This is a genomic window from Pseudomonas nitroreducens TX1 (genome assembly GCF_000313755.1).
GTDB lineage: Bacteria > Pseudomonadota > Gammaproteobacteria > Pseudomonadales > Pseudomonadaceae > Pseudomonas > Pseudomonas nitroreducens_A.
Map to the genome: position 1 here is coordinate 16,370 of NZ_AMZB01000090.1, position 18,295 is coordinate 34,664.

Here is an 18,295-nt window from a genome sequence, read left to right on the forward strand (position 1 = left end):
GAGAGGGGCAGGTCTCCGCTCAGGACGTCATGCAAGAGCGGACTCGCTCAGTGATCGGCCAAACCCGACACCCGATCAATACACGTCGCGCCGGTAGCGCCCACTCTCCAGCAACGCTTCGACTTCGGCATCGCCAAGCATCTCGCGCAGGGCGCGGTCGACGCCTTCGGCCATGCCCTGCAGGCTGCCACAGACGTAGATGGCCGCACCGTCGTCGAGCCACTGGGCGAGGACTTCGCCGCTGGCGCGCAGGCGGTCCTGGACGTAGACCTTCTCGGCCTGGTCGCGGGAGAAGGCGACGTCCAGGCGTTGCAATTCGCCGCGCGCCAGCATGCCTTCGAGCTCTTCGCGACAGTAGAAGTCGTGGGCGATGTTGCGCTCGCCGAACAGCAACCAGTTGCGCGAACGGCCCGCGGCCACGCTCGCCTGCAACAGTGCACGCAGGCCGGCAATGCCGGTGCCATTGCCGATCAGGATCAACGGGCGGTCGTCTTCGGTCAGGTGGAAGCTGCGGTTGCGCCGCAGACGCAGCAGCAGGCTGCCGCCTTCGGGCAGGTACTCGGTCAGCCAGCCGGAACAGATGCCCAGCGAACCGTCGGCGTGCTGCTCCTGGCGGACGATCAGCTCCAGGGCGCCTGCGCTGCGCAGCGAGGCGATGGAGTACTGGCGCACCGAGAGCTTGATCAGTGCGTCGTAGACCGCCTGACCGTGCTGGCCGACCAGATGCTCCAGGTTCGCCGGCAGCAGGCAGCCGGCCAAGGCATCGTTCAGTGGCATGGCCAGGCCATCCACCTGCACCTTGGCGGCGCCATCCAGGCCGAGGCGCTCGAGCCAGCGGCGGACGAGGAATTCCGGCTGGCGCGGGACGATTTCCACCAGATCGCCAGCGGCCCAGTCGATCTGCGACTGGCTCGGCGCGGTCAGGCGCAACAGCCAGGTGGATTCGCCCTGGCTGCCAGGGTTCAGGTGCTCACGGCCACTCAGCGTCCAGACCTCGAAGGCCGGCGCGTTGAAGGCCACTTGCGGCGCGGCGCCGGAAAGTTCGGCCAGACGCACCTGCCAGTCATGCAGCGCGGCGGCATCGCCGTTGTCCACTTCCACGCCGTCGAACAGCGGGCGAGCGCCCTGCCCCTGCAACCAGCCCTGCATGCGCCGGGCGAAGCCGCAGAACTGATCGTACTGGCGGTCGCCCAGGGCGAGCATGGCGAAGCGCAGGTCGTCCAGGCCGAGGGTTTGGCCGAGCAACTGGCGCTCGAAGCCACGGGCGCTGTCCGGCGCCTCGCCTTCGCCGAAGGTGCTGACCACGAACAGTGCGTTGCGGGTCTGCTCCAGCTGCGCGCGGTCCAGCTTGCCCAGCGGTTCGACGCGCACCGGCAGGCCGGCAGCCTGCAATTGGCCAGCACTCTGCCAGGCCAGCTGCTCGGCGAAGCCGCTCTGGCTGGCGTAGCCCACCAGCCAGGAATCGGCGCCGCCAGCGGCGTTGCCCAGTTCGCCACGAGCGGCCAGCGCGGCGCGCTTCTTGCGGCGGCGGTCGAGATAGAGCAGCCAGCCGGTGATGAAAAACAGCGGCATGGCCAGGCTGGCGAGCATCATCAGGATGCGTCCGGCGAGGCCGAAGTAGCTGCCGACGTGCAGGGCGTAGACGCTGGTGAGCAGTTGCTTGCCGAAGCGGCTGTCGTTGTAGCGGCGGTCCTTGAGCAGCTTGCCGCTGGCCGGGTCGATGGTCATCTCGTTGAAGGCGCGCTCGTGGGCGGCGTCATCGAGAAGGTAGAACACGGTGGCCGGCTGGCCCTTCACCGGCGGCAGGCGCAGGTTGTAGGCGGTCATGGCGGAGCCGCCGGTCTGCTGGATGGTGTTCCAGATGGCCGTGGCGTCCACCACCGGCGGCGGGCCTTGGGGCACCGGGCCGCGTTTGCCACCAGCCCGCTGAGCGCCCTTGCCCTGGCCGGCGGGGGCGTCGTCGAGCAGTTTGAACAGGCCGTTGCGGTACCACTCATAGGACCAGTACAGGCCCGTCAGCGAGGCCAGGAGGTAGAACGCCAGGCACCAGGTGCCGGCTACGGCGTGCAGGTCCCAATTGAACGCACGGCCTTTCTTGCGCCAGTCGAAGGTCAGCCAGGTCCGCCAGTTCAGCGCCTTGCGCGGCCAGCGCAGGTACAGGCCGGAGAGGCAGAAGAAGACCAGGATCAGGGTGCAGGCGCCGGTGATCTTCTGCCCGGTCTCGCCGGCGGCGAGGAATCGGTGCAACTGCATGATGAACATGAAAGCGCCCTCGCCCACTGGCGCGGGCAGAGCTTCTGCAGTGTACGGATCGACATACAGCGATTCGCCACGGCGCTGGCCCGGCGGTGGGGTGAAGAACAGGCGCGCGGACTCGACACCTTCGGTCTTGAGCCAGAGGAAGGAGACCTTCTTGCCCGGCGCAGCGCTCTCTACCCGGCGGATCAGCTCGTCCATCGGCAGCACGCCTTCCGCGCGCTTTTCCACCACCAGGCTCTCGGGGTTGATCGCGCGCAGGATTTCATCCTGGAACGACAACATCGCCCCGGTGATGCCCATCAGCGCCAGCACCAGACCTGCGCTGATGCCGAACAGCCAATGCAACTGGAACAGGACTTTCTTCAACACCGCGGCCTCACCTTCGAACACCCTTCACGCAGGGCGGGCATTTTAATGAGAATGGATCGCAAACGCAGCCGATTTAACAATCTTTACCTGACCTCGCCTTCAGCAGCGGAGCCCGGACGAAGAAAAGCCCCGGCCGAGGAGCATCGGCCGGGGCGGGTCGCCAGAGCGGCGTGCCCTCAGAAGTGGACGTTGACACCCAGTAGCGCGGTGCGGCCCGGGGCCACGTGCGCCATGTGGGTGCTGAAGACCTGGTCGAAGTAACGCTTGTCGGTCAGGTTCTGCACGTTGAGCTGCAGGTCGAGGTTCTTGCTGATCACGTACTTGGCCATGGCGTCGTAGCGCCAGTAGGACGGAATCATGGTGCTGTTGGCGGTATTGCCGAACTGCTCGTCGACGTAGGTGGCGCCGCCGCCCACGGTGAAGTTCTGCAGCACGTCGTAGGTCGACCAGAGGGTGAAGTTGTTCTGCGCGGTCTGCGGCATGCGGTTGCCCTCGTCGCTGGCCACGCTGGACTTGAGGATCTCGCTGTCCAGGTACGTGTAGCCGCCGAAGACTTTCCACTTGGGCGTCAGCGCGCCGCTGAAGCCAAGCTCCACGCCCTGCACGCGCTGCTCGCCATCGAGCACCTGGACGGTGGAGTCGTCCGGCGAGGCGACGCGGGCGTTGGTCTTGTCGGTGCGGAAGATCGCCGCATTGAGCGACAGCGCTTCGTCGAAGAAGGCCCACTTGGTGCCGATCTCGTAGTTGCGGTTGCGCTCCGGATCGAGGTTGGAATTGGCCAGGCTGAGGTCGCCGCCGCCTTCGCCGGCGGTCTCGCCACTGGGGTTGCTGGAGGTGGACCAGGCCGCGTAGATGCTGCCGTTGGGCGCCGGTTTGTAGACCACACCCAGCTGGTAGTTCCAGAAGTGGCTGTTGTTCTGGCGGTCGAAATCACCGGCGGGCGAACCGCGGCCGCCCGTGGAGTAACCGCTGGAACGGGTTTCGTAGTCGTCATAACGCAGGCCGAGGTTGAGGGCCCACTGCTCGCTGAGCCTCAGGGTGTCGAACACGTAGGCCGAGGCGGTCTTGGTGTCGGTGTCGGTGAAGGCGGCGCTGTCGGTGATGCTGCCGGTCCAGTGGTCGCCCGGGGTGGGCTTGTTCAGGCTGGTGCAGTCGCCGCTGGCGATCAGCGATGGGGTGCAGAGGTTGCCGCTGCCGCCGCCCGGGGTGATCACATAGGGGCGGTTGTGCACGTCCTCGTAGCTGAACTCCATGCCGGTCACCAGGGTGTGGCCGACGAAGCCGGTGTCGAAGGTGGCTTTCAGGTCGGTCTGGTTGACCCAGCCCTTGGAGGTGGAGTTGCGGTTCTTCGAGGAGCGGTAGACCAGCCCGTTGGCAACATTGCCGCGGCTGTCATCGGGGTTGGTGACGATGTAGTCCAGGGTGGTGCGCACGAGGCGGAAGCTGTTGGACAGGGTCAGGTTGTCGTTCAGGTCGTGCTCGATGCGGAAGGTGCCGGTATCGGTGGTGCTCTTGCGGTAGTCGCGGTCGTTCAGGCCGTAGAAGTTGCTCTTGTCCACGGACACCGGCTTGCTCGGATTGCGCTCGCTGCGCCCGGCCAGGGTCAGCGGAATGCCGTAGTCGGGCATGTCGTCGGTGGACAGGTGGTAGTACGACAGCGTCGCGCGGGTGGGCGTGTCGAAGCCGAAGGTGATGGTCGGCGCCACGCCCCAGCGGCTGACGTTGACCTCGTCGCGGCCGGCGACGTTGGCGTCGTGCTTCATCAGGTTCAGGCGGAAGGCCGCGTTGTTGCCCAGCGTGTGGTTGACGTCAAGGGTGGTGCGACGGGTCTGGTCGGTGCCCAGCACCACGCTGGCGTCGTTGAAGTCGGCCTGCCTGGCGGTCTTGCTGATCAGGTTCAGGCTGCCACCGGTGGAACCGGCGCCGGTGTAGGCCGAGCCCGGGCCCTTGCTGACTTCGATCTGCTCGATGTTGAAGATCTCGCGGGTCTGCGAGGCCACGTCGCGCATGCCGTCGAGGAAGGTGTCGCTCTCGGCGTTGAAACCACGGATGAACGGACGGTCACCGGCCGGGTTGCCGCCCTCGCCCGCACCGAAAGTGATGCCGGGCGTGGTGCGCAGGGCGTCCTGCAGGGTCAGCGCGCCAGTGTCCCTGATCACCTGCTGCGGGATCACCGTGACGGTCTTGGGCGTATCCAGCAGCGGCGCGGTGTACTTCTCGTTGGAAGAGTTCTCGACGTTGTAGGTCGTCGGATCCTGCTGCTGGCCGACCACGGTGTCGGCGTCGAGTGACAGCACATCCTGGCCGGACTTCTTCGGCGAAGCTTCATCGGCATGGGCCAGATGGGTGCCGGACATGGCGGTAATCGCCACGCCCACAGCGGAAACCAGAAGGCGCGGCTTGCTGCCGGCGAATTCGGTGGATTGACGCGACATCGAAACTCCCTCCCCAGGGGCTCATGAAGGCCGCGCAATGTATTGCAATTGAGAATCTGTATCAATTCATACTAATTACCATACGCATATGATTTACAACTTTTACACTTTCCCCCTGTCGGAAGCAGCGGTATGGCGGTTGCGGTGGAATGTTGCAAATCATTATCATTGGCAAATTATCGAAAGCGAATGGAAAACGACCATGCTGTTGCGCATCCCCGGCGTCTTCACCCGTGACGAGGTGACGCGTATCCGCGGCGCCCTGGAACAGGCCGAGTGGGCCGATGGCAAGGTCACCGCCGGTTACCAGTCGTCCCGCGCCAAGCACAACCTGCAACTGCCGCAGGAGCATCCGCTGGCCCGCGAGATCGGCGAAGCCATGCTGCAGCGCCTGTGGAGCAACCCGTTGTTCCAGTCGGCCGCGCTGCCGAACAAGGTCTTCCCGCCGCTGTTCAACTGCTACACCGGCGGCGGCTCGTTCGACTTCCACATCGACAACGCCGTGCGCGACACCCAGGGCGGCCGCGAGCGGGTGCGCACCGACGTCTCCTCGACACTGTTCTTCAGTGACCCGGAAGACTACGACGGCGGCGAACTGGTGATCCAGGACACCTACGGCACCCAGCAGGTGAAGCTGCCGGCCGGCGACCTGGTGCTCTACCCCGCCACCAGCCTGCACAAGGTCAACCCGGTGACCCGAGGCGCGCGCATCGCCTCGTTCTTCTGGACCCAGAGCCTGGTGCGCGAGGACAGCCAGCGCGCCCTGCTGTTCCAGATGGACCAGTCGATCCAGGCGCTGACCCGCGACGTGCCGGAGCACCCGGCGCTGATCGAGCTGACCGGCACTTACCACAACCTGCTGCGCCGTTGGGTGGACGTCTGATCCGACATGAGTTTCGTCCTGCGCCGCACCGAAGAAATCAACGTCGAAGAACTTACCGGCCAGCTCGCCGATGACCCGCGACAGACAGCCCGCCTCATCGTGGCCGGCGCCCGCGAAGGCAACCTCGAGGCCCAGGCGCTGCTTGGGCAGATCCTGCTCGACGGCCACGGCATCGAGCAGGATGTCGGCCTCGCGCTGACCTGGTTCGGCATCGCCGCGGAGCGTGGCCACGCCATGGCGCGCAACATGCTCGGGCGCTGCCTGGAGCACGGTTGGGGCTGCGCGAAGGACGAGGCCGGTGCCGCCCGTCATTACGCGATTGCCGCCCAGCAGAAGCTCGACTGGGCCATGTACAACCTCGCCAACCTGCTCTCCACCGGCCGAGGCGTGGCGCGCGACGACGCCCGCGCGCTGGCGCTTTACCAGAGCGCGGCAGCGCTGGGCCATGCCAAGTCGATGAACCTGGTCGGACGCTTCCACGAGGAAGGCCTGGTGGTACCGCGCGACTTGGCCGCGGCGCACCAGTGGTACCGCCGGTCGGCCGAGGCCGGCGATTTCCGTGGCCAGTTCAGTCACGCCACGGTGCTCGCCGAGCGCGGCGACCTGCCGGCCGCGCGTATCTGGCTGGAGCGTGCGCTGGAAGGCGGCAACCTCAACTTCCTGCGCGTGGCCCGCCACCAACTCGCCGCCTCCATGCCGCCGAGCCTGCACGAGCTGACCCTGGCCTACTTCCAGCGCGCCGCCGAACTGGGCGATGAATCGGACCTTCGTCACCTCGCCGAGCAGATGGGCGTTGCCTGACCTCCCTTGACGTAATTTTCACGCCACTCCTGTTAGCTTTGCCGGCTAACCAGGCTGCCGGAGCTTTCGGGAGCCGCCACGTAACGACGAGGCGCAAGTGTCGAACACCACATCCCCCGTAGCGCGCAAACGCGTGGATTGGGCCGCCCTGGGCTGGCTCCTGCTGTTCTTCTGGTACTTCTCCGGCGTCACCCAGGCGCTGATCCTGTTCAGCGGCACCACCGGCTTTGCCGGCTTCCGCGACGCCTTCTTCCTCAGCAGCCTGTGGCTCGCGCCGCCGCTGCTGCTGCCGCGCTTCACCAAGGGTGTCGCCGCCATCATCGGCCTGGTGCTCTGGGGCGCCTCGCTGGTGGGCCTGAGCTACTTCGGCATCTACAAGCAGGAGTTCTCGCAAAGCGTCATCTTCGTGATGTTCGAGTCGAACACCGCCGAGGCCGGCGAGTACTTCAGCCAGTACTTCAGCCTGTGGCTGGGCCTGGCCCTGCTGGCCTATACCGTGGTCGCGGTAGTGCTCTGGAAGCGCATCCGGCCCATCAGCATGCCCGCCTATACCCGCGTGCCGCTGGCCGTGCTGCTGGTGGTGCTGAACCTGTTCTACCCCTTCTACAAGCAGATGGTCACCCAGGAGCGCACCTTCGCCCAGGCGCTGGAGAAGGTGCAGTCGCGCATGGAGCCGGCGGTGCCGTGGCAACTGGTGGTGGGCTACGTCCAGTACCGCCAGCAGCTGGACAACATGCAGAAGCTGCTGCAGCAGAACGCCTCCCTGCCGCCCCTGCAGAACCTCAAGGACAGCAGCGGCGACGAGCCGCGCACCCTGGTGCTGGTGCTGGGCGAATCCACCACCCGCCAGCACATGCACCTGTACGGCTATGGCCGTGACACCACGCCGAACCTCGACGCGCTGGCCGCCAGCGGCCAGGGTCTGACCGTGTTCCAGAACGTGGTCGCGCCGCGCCCTTACACCATCGAGGTGATGCAGCAGATCCTCACCTTCGGCGATGAGCAGAATCCGGACAGATTCCTCACCGATCCATCGCTGATCAACCTGATGAAACAGGCGGGCTACAAGACCTTCTGGATCACCAACCAGCAGACGATGACCAAGCGCAACACCATGCTCACCACCTTCTCCCAGCAGACGGACGAGCAGGCGTACCTGAACAACCAGCGCAACCAGAACGCCAGCCAGTATGACGGCGTGGTGCTCGACCCGTTCGAGAAGGCCCTGAAGGACCCGGCGCAGAAGAAGTTCATCGTGGTCCACCTGCTGGGCACTCACATGGACTACCGCTACCGCTATCCGGAAGAGTTCGCCTACTTCAAGGACCGCCAGGGCGCTCCCTCGGCGCTGTCGGATGACCAGGTGGAAACCTACAACTTCTACGACAACGCGGTGCGCTACAACGACTTCGTGGTGTCGAGCCTGATCAAGCGTTACTCGGCGGCCAATGCCAACGGCTTCATGCTCTATCTCTCCGACCACGGCGAGGAGGTCTACAGCTCGGGCAACCATGACCGCCTGGGCCGCAACGAGATGGACCCGACCCGGCCGATGTACACCATTCCGTTCATGGTCTGGACTTCGCCGAGCTGGCAGGCCGAGCACCCGCGCGACCTGCAGGCAGTGGCCAACCGTTCCTACAGCAGCTCGCACCTGATCCATACCCTGTCCGACCTCGCCGGCCTGAGCTACGACCGTTACGAGCCGGCCAAGAGCCTGGTGAGTGAGCAGTTCGCCGCCGCACCACGCTGGATTGGCGACCCGTACCGCAAGGACGGTCTGCACGAGTTCGACAAGCTGCCGCAGGACCAGCCCGCGCCGCAGGAAATCGCCAAGGACGCCAAGGCGCCGACCACGGCCCAGACACCGGAACCGGCGCAACCCAAGGAGGGTTGAGTCGTCCCGGATGTCCTGAAAAACGCCCCGCCATCGCGGGGCGTTTTTCATTGGGCCCGACGGTGCAGTGACAGCCTCGGTATCACCAGGATAAAGGCGGCAGAATGCGGTTCGCGAGCAAGCTCGCTCCTACAGGTGGCGTGCTACCTCGATGGTTTCCGGTTACTCCGTGGGCCGCCGCGGAGGATTTCGCGGACAAGGTCCGCTCCTACGACGAGCCGCCCACCGCTGGCTTTGGCTGGTTTCCAGAGAAACGTCCGCGCGCTCCGCATCGCCCCGTTCAGGAGGCCGAGTGGAAGCGGGGTTTCAGGGGTTGAGCGGCATGGATGCCGCGAGAGCCGCGATGGGCCAGGGACGGCCCGTCGCGGCGTGCCCCTGGAACTTCGCTGGAGCGAGGGAATTTTTCGCCTAAGCGAAAAACCGGATGTCCGGGGCAAGACCTTTGGTTACTTTCTGTCGTTTGAGAAAGTAACTCGCCCGAGGGGGCGAAACAGGAAGCCCGCGCGCACGCCGAAGCGGCGCTGGAACACCCACGCCAACGCAGCAAGCAGCCCCAAAACGCCAGTAAAAAAGAAAGCGCCGGCGCTGCCGGCGGATCGCGGGCATGGCCCGCTCCTACAGGGGACCGCGCGGGATTGCGCGGACAAGGTCCGCTCCTACCCAAATAAAAAGCCCCGCGGATGCGGGGCTTTTTCAGTACAGCAAGGCTTACAGGTAGAACGCCTTCAGCGGCGGGAAGCCGTTGAACTCCACCGCGCTGTAGCTGGTGGTGTAGGCACCGGTGGACAGCCAGTACAGGCGGTCGCCGGCCGCCAGGTTCAGCGGCAGGCCGTACTTGTAGTGCTCGTACATGATGTCCGCGCTGTCGCAGGTCGGGCCGGCGATCACCACTTCTTCCAGCTCGCCCGCCTTCTCCACGTGGATCGGGAACTTGATGGACTCGTCCATGGTTTCGATCAGGCCGGAGAACTTGCCCACGTCGGTGAACACCCAGCGCTCGACGGCGGTACGCGACTTGCGCGCCACCAGCACGACTTCACTGACGAGGATGCCGGCGTTGGCGATCAGCGAGCGGCCCGGCTCGAGGATGATTTCCGGCAGCTCATCGCCGAAATCTTCCTTGAGGAAGCGAATGATCTCTTCGGCGTAGGTTTCCAGGCTGTTGGTCTTGGCGATGTAGTTCGCCGGGAAGCCGCCGCCCATGTTGATCAGCTTCAGTTCGATGCCGTCTTCTTCCTTCAGGCGCTCGAAGATGACTTTCACCTTGGCGATGGCCGCGTCCCACACACCGATGTCGCGCTGCTGCGAGCCGACGTGGAAGGACACACCGTAGGGCACCAGGCCCAGGTCACGGGCCAGCACCAGCAGGTCCATGGCCATGTCCGACTGGCAGCCGAACTTGCGCGACAGCGGCCAGTCAGCGGAGGTCGAACCTTCGGTGAGGATGCGCACGTAGACCTTGGAGCCCGGAGCCGCCTTGGCGATATTGCGCAGGTCAGCCTCGGAGTCAGTGGCGAACAGGCGCACGCCTTTCTCGTAGAAGTAGCGGATATCGCGGGCTTTCTTGATGGTGTTGCCGTAGCTGATCTGCTCGGCGCGCACACCGGTCTTCATCACCTTGTCCAGCTCATAGATGGAGGCGATGTCGAAGTTCGACCCCTTGTCGCGCAGCAGCTCGGTGATCTCGGTGGCCGGGTTGGCCTTCACGGCGTAGTAAATCTTGGCGAACGGAAAGCAGTCGGTCAGCTGGTCGTAGGCATCGGCAATGGTCTGCTTGTCGATGACGACGAAGGGGGTTTCCTGCTTGTCGGCAAACGCCTTCATACGCTGGAAGGTTTCGGGGGCGAAGTAATCCTCGACCTTGATGGACATGGTTGGGACTCCAAATGGCAGAACAGGTTATTCGTAGGGGTGAAGCTGAACGTCGAATCCGTTTCCCCACTTTGGTTCGCCTACTTCCCAAGGCATGTCGCCGAGTATCACCTGGTGCCCGGCGACTCCTGCGACCACTCCCTGGCGTCGTTGCTCCGCCTTGCCGTAGTCGATCTACTGTCTGCGGCGAAGCGTCTAGCCATGAAGTGGTCGCAGAAGCCGCTGAAAGGACTTCCAGAAAATCTCTCGTCGTCAGTACTTGAGCCGGATGGATCGTTTCCAGCATGGACGTTCGGGCGCGAACTTTAGGACCTGAGGTCCGTGAGTTCAACCCTGAATTGCCGCTTTTTCGCATCCCTTTGTCGCACTGCCGGTTGACTGTTTCGGATACTCAACAAAATGCACGGAATACCGCACAGGACGGGGCTTTCGACGGTTTTTTGCATCATCTTCCTACTTCGATTAACGACCGATGACAGAGGGGGGAGTTCAGCTGTTTGGGCTGGGTGGTGCGGGAGGGGATTTGATGGAGGGATGTACTGAGGGAAATCGGAGTTGGGCGCGCCCTCTCCCTAACCCTCTCCCTGAAGGGAGAGGGAACCGTTCGGCATAGGCTGAAACGGCCGCATCAGCCGGCACGATCAGCTCCCTCTCCCTTCGGAGCGGGGCGCGCAGCCAGGGCGGGGGAGAGGGCAGCCGTCCGCAGCGGAGGCACAGGTTCGCGAGCAAGCTCGCTCCTACAGAGAACGGCTTACGAAGCCTGCGCCACCTCCGCCGGCGAAACGATGATGCCCTTGCTGCCGCGCGAGCGCCCCGAGCTCAGGTAATCGGCAATCGACTCCTGCGTCACCTCGCCCAGGAACTGTCCGTCCGCATCCAGTACAGGCAACCACGAACTGTTGAACTCGTACATGCGCGACAACAGGATGCGCAGGTGCTCGTCGTGGCTGGCGGTGACGCGGAATTCGTTGAGGAAGTTGCCGCACACGCCGTCCTGGCGGCGCAGTTCCTTGCGGCGCACGTAACCCAGGCCCTTGCCGTTGGCGTCCACCACCACCAGGTAGCGGCGGTCGTCTTCCTCCATCTTCTCCAGCGCCTCGGCCACCGGTGTCTCCGGGCTGGCGGTGACGATGCTGCTGTCGGCGGCATCTTCGGCGCGCACCAGCAGCAGGCGCTTGAGGGTGCTGTCCTGGCCGGTGAAGGCGCTGACGAATTCGTCCGCCGGGTGCGCCAGCAGGGTGTCCGGATGGTCGAACTGCAGCAGCCGGCCGCTCTTGAACACCGCCACCTTGTCACCCAGCTTGATCGCCTCGTCGATGTCGTGGCTGACCATGATCACGGTCATGCCCAGCTTGCGTTGCAGCTCGAAGAACTCGTTCTGGATCGACTCGCGGTTGATCGGGTCCACCGCGCCGAACGGCTCGTCCATCAGCAACAGGGGCGCATCGGCCGCCAGCGCGCGGATCACGCCGATGCGCTGTTGCTGCCCGCCGGACAATTCACGCGGATAGCGCGACAGGTACTGCTTGGGTTCGAGCTTGACCATGGCCATCAGCTCGCGCGCCTTCTCCTTGCACTTCTGCTTGTCCCAGCCGAGCAGGCGCGGCACGACCATGATGTTCTCCTCGATGGTCATGTTGGGGAACAGGCCGATCTGCTGGATCACGTAGCCGATGTGCCGGCGCAGGGTCACCTCGTCCAGCTCGCGGGTGTCCTGCCCATCGATCAGCACGCGGCCGGAGGTGGGCTGGATGATGCGGTTGATCATCTTCAGCGTGGTGGTCTTGCCGCAACCCGAGGGGCCGAGGAACACGCAGATCTCGCCCTTCTCCACGGTCAGGCTGACCTTGTCCACGGCGCGGAATTCCTTGCCGTCCTTGAGGGTGAAGGTCTTGGTCAGTTGGTCGAGTTCGATCATGTTCAGTCTCCTGTCTGCGGGCGCAGGCCCTTCGGGGTGAGCGCACGCTGCAGCCATTGCAGCAGCAGGTCGGCGGCGATCGCCAGAAGGCTCACCAGCACGGCGCCGACCACCAGCATGGGCATGTTGGATTGGCTGATGGAATTGAGGATGAGCACGCCCAGGCCACCGGCGCCGATCACCGCGGCGATGGTCATCACGCCGATGTTCATCACCACGGCGGTGCGCACGCCGGCGAGGATCACCGGCACGGCGATGGGGATGTCGACCATGCGCAGGCGCTGCCAGAAGGTCATGCCGATGCCCTTGCCGGCTTCGCGGATACCGGGTTCGACATTGGTCAGGGCGAGGTAGGTGTTACGCAGGATCGGCAGTAGCGAATAGAGGAACACCGCGGTGATCGCCGGCAACGGGCCGAGGCCTTGGCCGATCTTCGAGTAGAGCGGCAGCATCAGGCCGAACAGCGCGATGGACGGGATGGTCAGCACCACGGTGGCGGCGCCCTGCAGCGGTCCGGCGAGCCAGCGGAAGCGGGTCATCAGCACGCCCAGCGGCACGCCGACGACGATGGCCAGCCCCACGGCGATGGACACCAGCATCAGGTGTTCCAGGGTCAACTGGCCGACCTGGCTCCAGTCCAAACGGGAAATCACGGTCATGAAGTCCATGTCAGTCCTCCTCCTGCTGGGGCCCGCGCTGCTGGGGCTGAACCTTGTCGCCCAGCAGGCCGTGCTCGCGCAGGAACTGCTGCGCCACGCGCTGCACCGGTTCCTGCTCGATGTCGACCTGGGCGTTGAGTGCCTGCATGGTCTGGTCGTCGAGCAGGTCGGCGATGGGCTCGAACAGGGTTTTCAGTTCCGGGTGTTTTTCCACCAGCGCCGCGCGCATCACCGGGGCGGCGTTGTAGAAGGGGAAGTACTGCTTGTCATCCTTCAATACGCGCAGCTTGAAGTCCTTCAGTCGGCCGTCGGTGGTATAGACGAGGCCGACGAACACCTGGCGATTCTTCAGCGCGGTGTAGACCAACCCGGCATCCATCTGCCGCACGTCATCGCGGGTGAAGTGGAAGCCGTACAGCTCGCTCATCGGCCCGAGGCCATCCGGTCGCCCGGCAAATTCCGGGTCCATGGCGAACAGGTGGGTCTTCTTCCCGCCCTGCTCCTTCATCACCCGGGCGAGGTCGCTCAAGCTGTGCACGCCGAGTTGCTCGGCCTGCTCTTCGGGCATAGCCAGGGCGTAGGTGTTGTTGAAAGGCGCGGGCTTGGGCCAGAACAAGCCCTTCCTGCCGTCCAGCTCGCGGACCTTCGCCAGCGACTGCTGGGCATCCAGCTTGTCCGTGACCTTGTTGTAGACGATCAACGACGAGCCGGTGTATTCCCAGACCAGGTCGAGTTGGCCACTCTCCTGCGCGCTGCGCGCCAGGGTGCTGCCCAGGCCATTGGTGACCTTCACCTCGTAGCCCTTGCCCTGCAGATACTGCGCGGTGATGGCGGTGAGCAGGCGCTGCTCGGTGAACGGCTTGCCGCCGATGCGGATCACATCAGCCGCCTGCACCGCGCCGGTCATGGCGGCGAGAAGCACGCCCAGCGCGCCGAACAGAGGTTTCATACGGATTCCCTTGAAATCGAGCGCTTTCATCGCGTCAGCCCCCGCTCCAGCAGGGTGCGGCTGAACAGCACCACCAGGCCATCGAGCACCAGCGCCAGCAGCGCGGTGCACACGGCGCCGAGCAGCAGCTTGGACTGGTCGTCCAGGGCGATGCCGGGGAAGATCAGGCTGCCCAGGCTGTTGGCGCCGATCAGGAAGGCCAGCGGCGCTGACCCGACGTTCAACGCCAGCGCGACGCGCACGCCACCCATGATCAGCGGCACCGCGTTGGGCAATTCGACGCGCAGCAGCACCTGGCGCGGCGTCATGCCGATACCGGTGGCCGCCTCCTTCAGGGAGGCCGGCACGGCGCGCAGTCCTTCGTAGGTGTTGCGCACGATGGGCAGCAGCGAGGCGAGGAACAGCGCGAGGATCGCCGGGCCGTTACCGATCCCGACAATCGCCAGGGCGATGGCCAGCACGGCCAGCGGCGGGATGGTGTTGCCGACGTTGAATACCTGCATCAGGCGTTCGGCCTGCCCCTGCAGGGCAGGCCGGCTGAGCAGGATGCCGGCCGGGATACCGACCGCCAGTGCGGCCAGCATGGAAACAAACACCAGGAACAGGTGCGCCTGCAGGTAGAACAGCAGGTCTTCGCGGTACTGCCACAAGGTGGCAGGGGTGATCCAGTGGATCAGCAGGGCCAGCACAACGACTGCGAAGCAGACGCCGAACAGGGCCTTGCCCGTGGTGGACTTCACCATGGTTGGGGGACTCCCTTCGGGTGTGCGGCGACTGGCATCGCCGCACTCACTTGACGCTCGATCCCGTCCAGGAACCTATCTGGGACCGTGATTAAACGCGACGCGAATCAAGCACTTGCGGATGCGGTTGCGGATCGATGTCGCGAAGGGGTGGACCCCCGTGCGTGCCGTTGCGTTCAATAAAATTGCCATCCTTGTGCCACCGCACAGCCGTGCATTCGGCTACAGCCCCCATGGACCGGGGGCTGTAGCGGACAAACTTTTTTCGAATGAAGCTGCGATCAGGTTGAACCATTACCCAACGTCGCTTGCCCAACGCCGGATGTGCCCGGCGAGAACGTACGCAGGTTCGCTCAGCGGTTATCATCGGGATCCTTTCGCGTGCCCCCGACCCATGGATAGGTCACTCGGGGCCGGCGTCTTGCCTACCACGGAGACTCATCGCCATGCTTGATCTGGCCGCGGCGTTCATCGCGCTGACCACCCTGCTCACCTACGTCAATTACCGCTTCATCCGCCTGCCGCCCACCATCGGCGTCATGGCCACCGCCCTGGTGTTTTCCTTCATCGCCCAGGGCATGTCGCTGCTGGGCTACCCGGTGCTGGAAGTCGAGATGCAGCAGATCATCAGCCGCATCGACTTCTCCGATGTGCTGATGACCTGGTTCCTCCCGGCACTGCTGTTCGCCGGCGCCCTGCACGTGAACCTCGCCGACCTGCGCAACTACAAGTGGCCCATCGGCCTGCTGGCCACCTTCGGCGTGCTGATCGCCACCACGGTGATCGGCTACCTGGCCTACTACACCTTCGCCCTCTTCGGCTGGCACGTGGACTTCATCTACTGCCTGCTGTTCGGCGCGCTGATCTCGCCCACCGACCCCATCGCGGTGCTGGGCATCCTCAAGTCCGCCGGCGCACCCAAGCCGCTGGCCACCACCATCGTCGGCGAATCGCTGTTCAACGACGGCACCGCCGTGGTGGTGTTCACCATCCTGCTGGGCATCCTGCTGGCCGGCGAGACGCCCACCGTGTCCTCCATCGCCTGGCTGTTCGTGCAGGAAGCCATCGGCGGCGTGCTGTTCGGCGCGGCGCTGGGCTACGGGGTGTTCCTGATGATGCGCGGCATCGACCAGTACCAGGTGGAGGTGATGCTCACCCTGGCCCTGGTGATCGGCGGCGCGGCGCTGGCCGCGCGGCTGCACGTCTCCGCCCCCATCGCCATGGTGGTGGCCGGCCTGATCATCGGCAACCAGGCGCGCCACTACGCCATGTCCGACGAGACGCGGCGCTACATCGACAAGTTCTGGGAGCTGATCGACGAGATCCTCAACGCCCTGCTGTTCGCCCTGATCGGCCTGGAGCTGCTCCTGCTGCCGTTCAACTGGCTGCACGTGGTGGCCGCCTTCGCCCTGGGCGGCGCGGTGCTCGTCTCGCGCCTGCTCACCGTGGCGCCGGCCATCGTCGTGCTGCGCCAGACCGAAAACGGCCGCCGCCAGGTGCCCGCTGGCACCATCCGCATCCTCGTGTGGGGCGGGCTGCGTGGCGGCGTCTCGGTGGCCCTGGCGCTGTCCCTGCCGCTGGGCGAGCAGCGCGACCTGATCCTCAGCCTGACCTACGTGGTGGTGCTGGTGTCGATCCTGTTCCAGGGCCTGTCCATCGGCCCGCTGGTGCGGCGTATCTACAAAGACGCGCAACCCGCCGCCGACCGCGATCACTGACGGCGCGCCCCACGGTCCTTGAGCCTTGCGTCGCCGGGTCTGCCGGCGACGCCTCGAATCAGGCTATAATCCCGCGTTTTTCGGGCCGCTCGCTGCCCGTCTTCACCGAATCGACCAGGCACCCATCCATGAGCATCCAAGCCGCCGAAGTCGCGAAGCGCCGCACGTTCGCGATCATTTCCCACCCCGACGCCGGTAAGACCACCATTACCGAGAAGCTCCTGCTGATGGGCAAGGCGATTGCCGTCGCCGGTACCGTGAAGTCGCGCAAGTCCGATCGCCACGCCACCTCCGACTGGATGGAGATGGAAAAGCAGCGCGGCATCTCCATCACCACCTCGGTGATGCAGTTCCCCTACCGCGAGCACATGATCAACCTGCTCGACACCCCCGGCCACGAAGACTTCTCCGAAGACACCTACCGCACCCTGACCGCGGTGGACTCGGCGCTGATGGTGCTGGACGGTGGTAAAGGCGTCGAGCCGCGCACCATCGCCCTGATGGAAGTCTGCCGCCTGCGCGACACGCCCATCGTCAGCTTCATCAACAAACTCGACCGCGACATCCGCGACCCCATCGAGCTGCTCGACGAGATCGAAGCGGTGCTGAAGATCAAGGCCGCGCCCATCACCTGGCCGATCGGTTGCTACCGCGACTTCAAGGGCGTGTACCACCTCGCCCAGGACAAGATCATCGTCTACGTGCCGGGCCACGGCCACGAGCGCATCGAGACGAAGATCATCGACAAGCTGGACTCCGACGAAGCCCGCGCGCACCTGGGCGACCTCTACGACAACTTCCTCGAAGAGCTGGAACTGGTCCAGGGCGCCTGCCACGAGTTCGACAAGGACGCCTTCCTCAAGGGCGAGATGACCCCGGTGTTCTTCGGCACCGCGCTGGGCAACTTCGGTGTCGACCAAGTGCTGGACTGCATCGTCGACTGGGCCCCGCAACCGCTGGAACGCGGCGCCCACGAGCGCACCGTGGCGCCGACCGAGGAGAAATTCTCCGGCTTCGTGTTCAAGATCCAGGCGAACATGGACCCCAAGCACCGCGACCGCATCGCCTTCATGCGCATCTGCTCGGGCAAGTACGAGAAGGGCATGAAGATGCGCCACGTTCGCCTGGGCAAGGACGTGAAGATCGCCGACGCGCTGACCTTCTTCTCCAGCGAGCGTGAGCAACTGGAAGAAGCCTTCGCCGGCGACATCATCGGCCTGCACAACCACGGCACCATCCAGATCGGCGACACCTTCACCGAAGGCGAGGCGCTGGGCTTCACCGGCATCCCGCACTTCGCCCCGGAACTGTTCCGCCGCGTACGCCTGAAGGACCCGCTCAAGTCCAAGCAGCTGCGCCAGGGCCTGCAGGAACTGGCCGAGGAAGGCGCCACCCAGGTGTTCTTCCCCGAGCGCAACAACGACATCATCCTCGGCGCCGTCGGTGTGCTGCAGTTCGACGTCGTCGCCAGCCGCCTGAAGGAGGAATACAAGGTCGAGTGCGCCTACGAGCAGATCAACGTCTGGTCCGCGCGCTGGATCGAGTGCAAGGACGAGAAGAAGCTCAAGGAGTTCAAGGACAAGGCCTTCGAGAACCTGTCCGTGGACGGCGGCGGTCATCTCACCTACCTGGCGCCGACCCGCGTCAACCTGAGCCTGATGGAAGAGCGCTGGCCGGACATCACCTTCCGCGCCACCCGCGAACACCACTGAGTTCGCCGCTCTCGAAACGCCCGCCTTGTGCGGGCGTTTTTGTTTCCCTTGCTGGCTTTTTGTAGGAGCGAGCTTGCTCG

Annotated in this window: 12 protein-coding genes; 5 read left to right on the forward strand and 7 right to left on the reverse strand. The window is 64.9% G+C overall.

Going from position 1 to position 18,295, the window contains the following annotated elements; all coding sequences use genetic code 11:
- Positions 1-75: 75 nt before the first annotated feature.
- Together C167_RS0107060 and C167_RS0107065 are read right to left on the reverse strand one after the other, a co-directional pair.
- Positions 76-2,625, reverse strand: a complete 2,550-nt coding sequence (locus C167_RS0107060) for a sulfite reductase flavoprotein subunit alpha (RefSeq protein WP_026078857.1) — start codon at positions 2,623-2,625, stop codon at positions 76-78.
- 179 nt (positions 2,626-2,804) lie between these two features.
- A complete protein-coding gene (locus C167_RS0107065) occupies positions 2,805-5,063 on the reverse strand; it encodes a TonB-dependent receptor (protein WP_017517564.1) in 2,259 nt (752 codons plus the stop codon).
- A 202-nt stretch (positions 5,064-5,265) separates the two neighbouring features.
- On the opposite strand from C167_RS0107065, the gene C167_RS0107070 reads away from it, so the two are divergent.
- From C167_RS0107070 to C167_RS0107080, 3 genes are all read left to right on the forward strand, one after another.
- Positions 5,266-5,946: a Fe2+-dependent dioxygenase gene (locus C167_RS0107070; protein ID WP_017517565.1), complete on the forward strand. Its 681-nt coding sequence runs from the start codon at positions 5,266-5,268 to the stop codon at positions 5,944-5,946.
- Between the two features lie 6 nt (positions 5,947-5,952).
- Positions 5,953-6,747, forward strand: a complete 795-nt coding sequence (locus tag C167_RS0107075) for a tetratricopeptide repeat protein (protein ID WP_017517566.1) — start codon at positions 5,953-5,955, stop codon at positions 6,745-6,747.
- A gap of 97 nt (positions 6,748-6,844) precedes the next feature.
- Positions 6,845-8,644, forward strand: a complete 1,800-nt coding sequence (locus tag C167_RS0107080; RefSeq protein ID WP_017517567.1) for a phosphoethanolamine transferase CptA — start codon at positions 6,845-6,847, stop codon at positions 8,642-8,644.
- A 708-nt stretch (positions 8,645-9,352) separates the two neighbouring features.
- Here the strand turns inward: C167_RS0107080 and C167_RS0107090 are convergent.
- From C167_RS0107090 to C167_RS0107110, 5 genes are all read right to left on the reverse strand, one after another.
- On the reverse strand, positions 9,353-10,516 hold the full coding sequence (locus C167_RS0107090) for a type III PLP-dependent enzyme (RefSeq protein ID WP_017517569.1): 1,164 nt from the start codon (positions 10,514-10,516) through the stop codon (positions 9,353-9,355).
- Positions 10,517-11,267: 751 nt separating this feature from the next.
- Entirely contained in the window at positions 11,268-12,434 is a 1,167-nt protein-coding gene (locus tag C167_RS0107095) for a betaine/proline/choline family ABC transporter ATP-binding protein (RefSeq protein ID WP_017517570.1), read from the reverse strand.
- A gap of 2 nt (positions 12,435-12,436) precedes the next feature.
- Entirely contained in the window at positions 12,437-13,102 is a 666-nt protein-coding gene (locus C167_RS0107100) for an ABC transporter permease (RefSeq protein WP_017517571.1), read from the reverse strand.
- A 1-nt stretch (position 13,103) separates the two neighbouring features.
- Positions 13,104-14,042 (reverse strand): glycine betaine ABC transporter substrate-binding protein, encoded by a 939-nt coding sequence (locus tag C167_RS0107105; protein ID WP_026078858.1) that lies wholly within the window; start codon positions 14,040-14,042, stop codon positions 13,104-13,106.
- 26 nt (positions 14,043-14,068) lie between these two features.
- Positions 14,069-14,785, reverse strand: coding sequence for an ABC transporter permease (locus C167_RS0107110; protein ID WP_017517573.1), 717 nt, complete (start codon positions 14,783-14,785; stop codon positions 14,069-14,071).
- Positions 14,786-15,231: 446 nt separating this feature from the next.
- On the opposite strand from C167_RS0107110, the gene C167_RS0107115 reads away from it, so the two are divergent.
- The gene (locus C167_RS0107115; protein WP_017517574.1) at positions 15,232-16,503 is read left to right on the forward strand and encodes a cation:proton antiporter; all 1,272 of its coding nucleotides are present in this window, start codon (positions 15,232-15,234) and stop codon (positions 16,501-16,503) included.
- 128 nt (positions 16,504-16,631) lie between these two features.
- Complete coding sequence (locus C167_RS0107120; protein ID WP_017517575.1) at positions 16,632-18,215, forward strand: peptide chain release factor 3; 1,584 nt, start codon at positions 16,632-16,634, stop codon at positions 18,213-18,215.
- Positions 18,216-18,295: the final 80 nt, after the last annotated feature.

Bases quoted from the DNA above. Each gene is read 5' to 3' on its own strand.
- C167_RS0107065 (WP_017517564.1), bottom strand. From the start codon at position 5,063: ATGTCGCGTCAATCCACCGAATTCGCCGGCAGCAAGCCGCGCCTTCTG.
- C167_RS0107115 (WP_017517574.1), top strand. From the start codon at position 15,232: ATGCTTGATCTGGCCGCGGCGTTCATCGCGCTGACCACCCTGCTCACC.
- C167_RS0107105 (WP_026078858.1), bottom strand. From the start codon at position 14,042: ATGAAACCTCTGTTCGGCGCGCTGGGCGTGCTTCTCGCCGCCATGACC.
- C167_RS0107120 (WP_017517575.1), top strand. From the start codon at position 16,632: ATGAGCATCCAAGCCGCCGAAGTCGCGAAGCGCCGCACGTTCGCGATC.
- C167_RS0107090 (WP_017517569.1), bottom strand. From the start codon at position 10,516: ATGTCCATCAAGGTCGAGGATTACTTCGCCCCCGAAACCTTCCAGCGT.
- C167_RS0107100 (WP_017517571.1), bottom strand. From the start codon at position 13,102: ATGGACTTCATGACCGTGATTTCCCGTTTGGACTGGAGCCAGGTCGGC.
- C167_RS0107095 (WP_017517570.1), bottom strand. From the start codon at position 12,434: ATGATCGAACTCGACCAACTGACCAAGACCTTCACCCTCAAGGACGGC.
- C167_RS0107075 (WP_017517566.1), top strand. From the start codon at position 5,953: ATGAGTTTCGTCCTGCGCCGCACCGAAGAAATCAACGTCGAAGAACTT.
- C167_RS0107070 (WP_017517565.1), top strand. From the start codon at position 5,266: ATGCTGTTGCGCATCCCCGGCGTCTTCACCCGTGACGAGGTGACGCGT.
- C167_RS0107110 (WP_017517573.1), bottom strand. From the start codon at position 14,785: ATGGTGAAGTCCACCACGGGCAAGGCCCTGTTCGGCGTCTGCTTCGCA.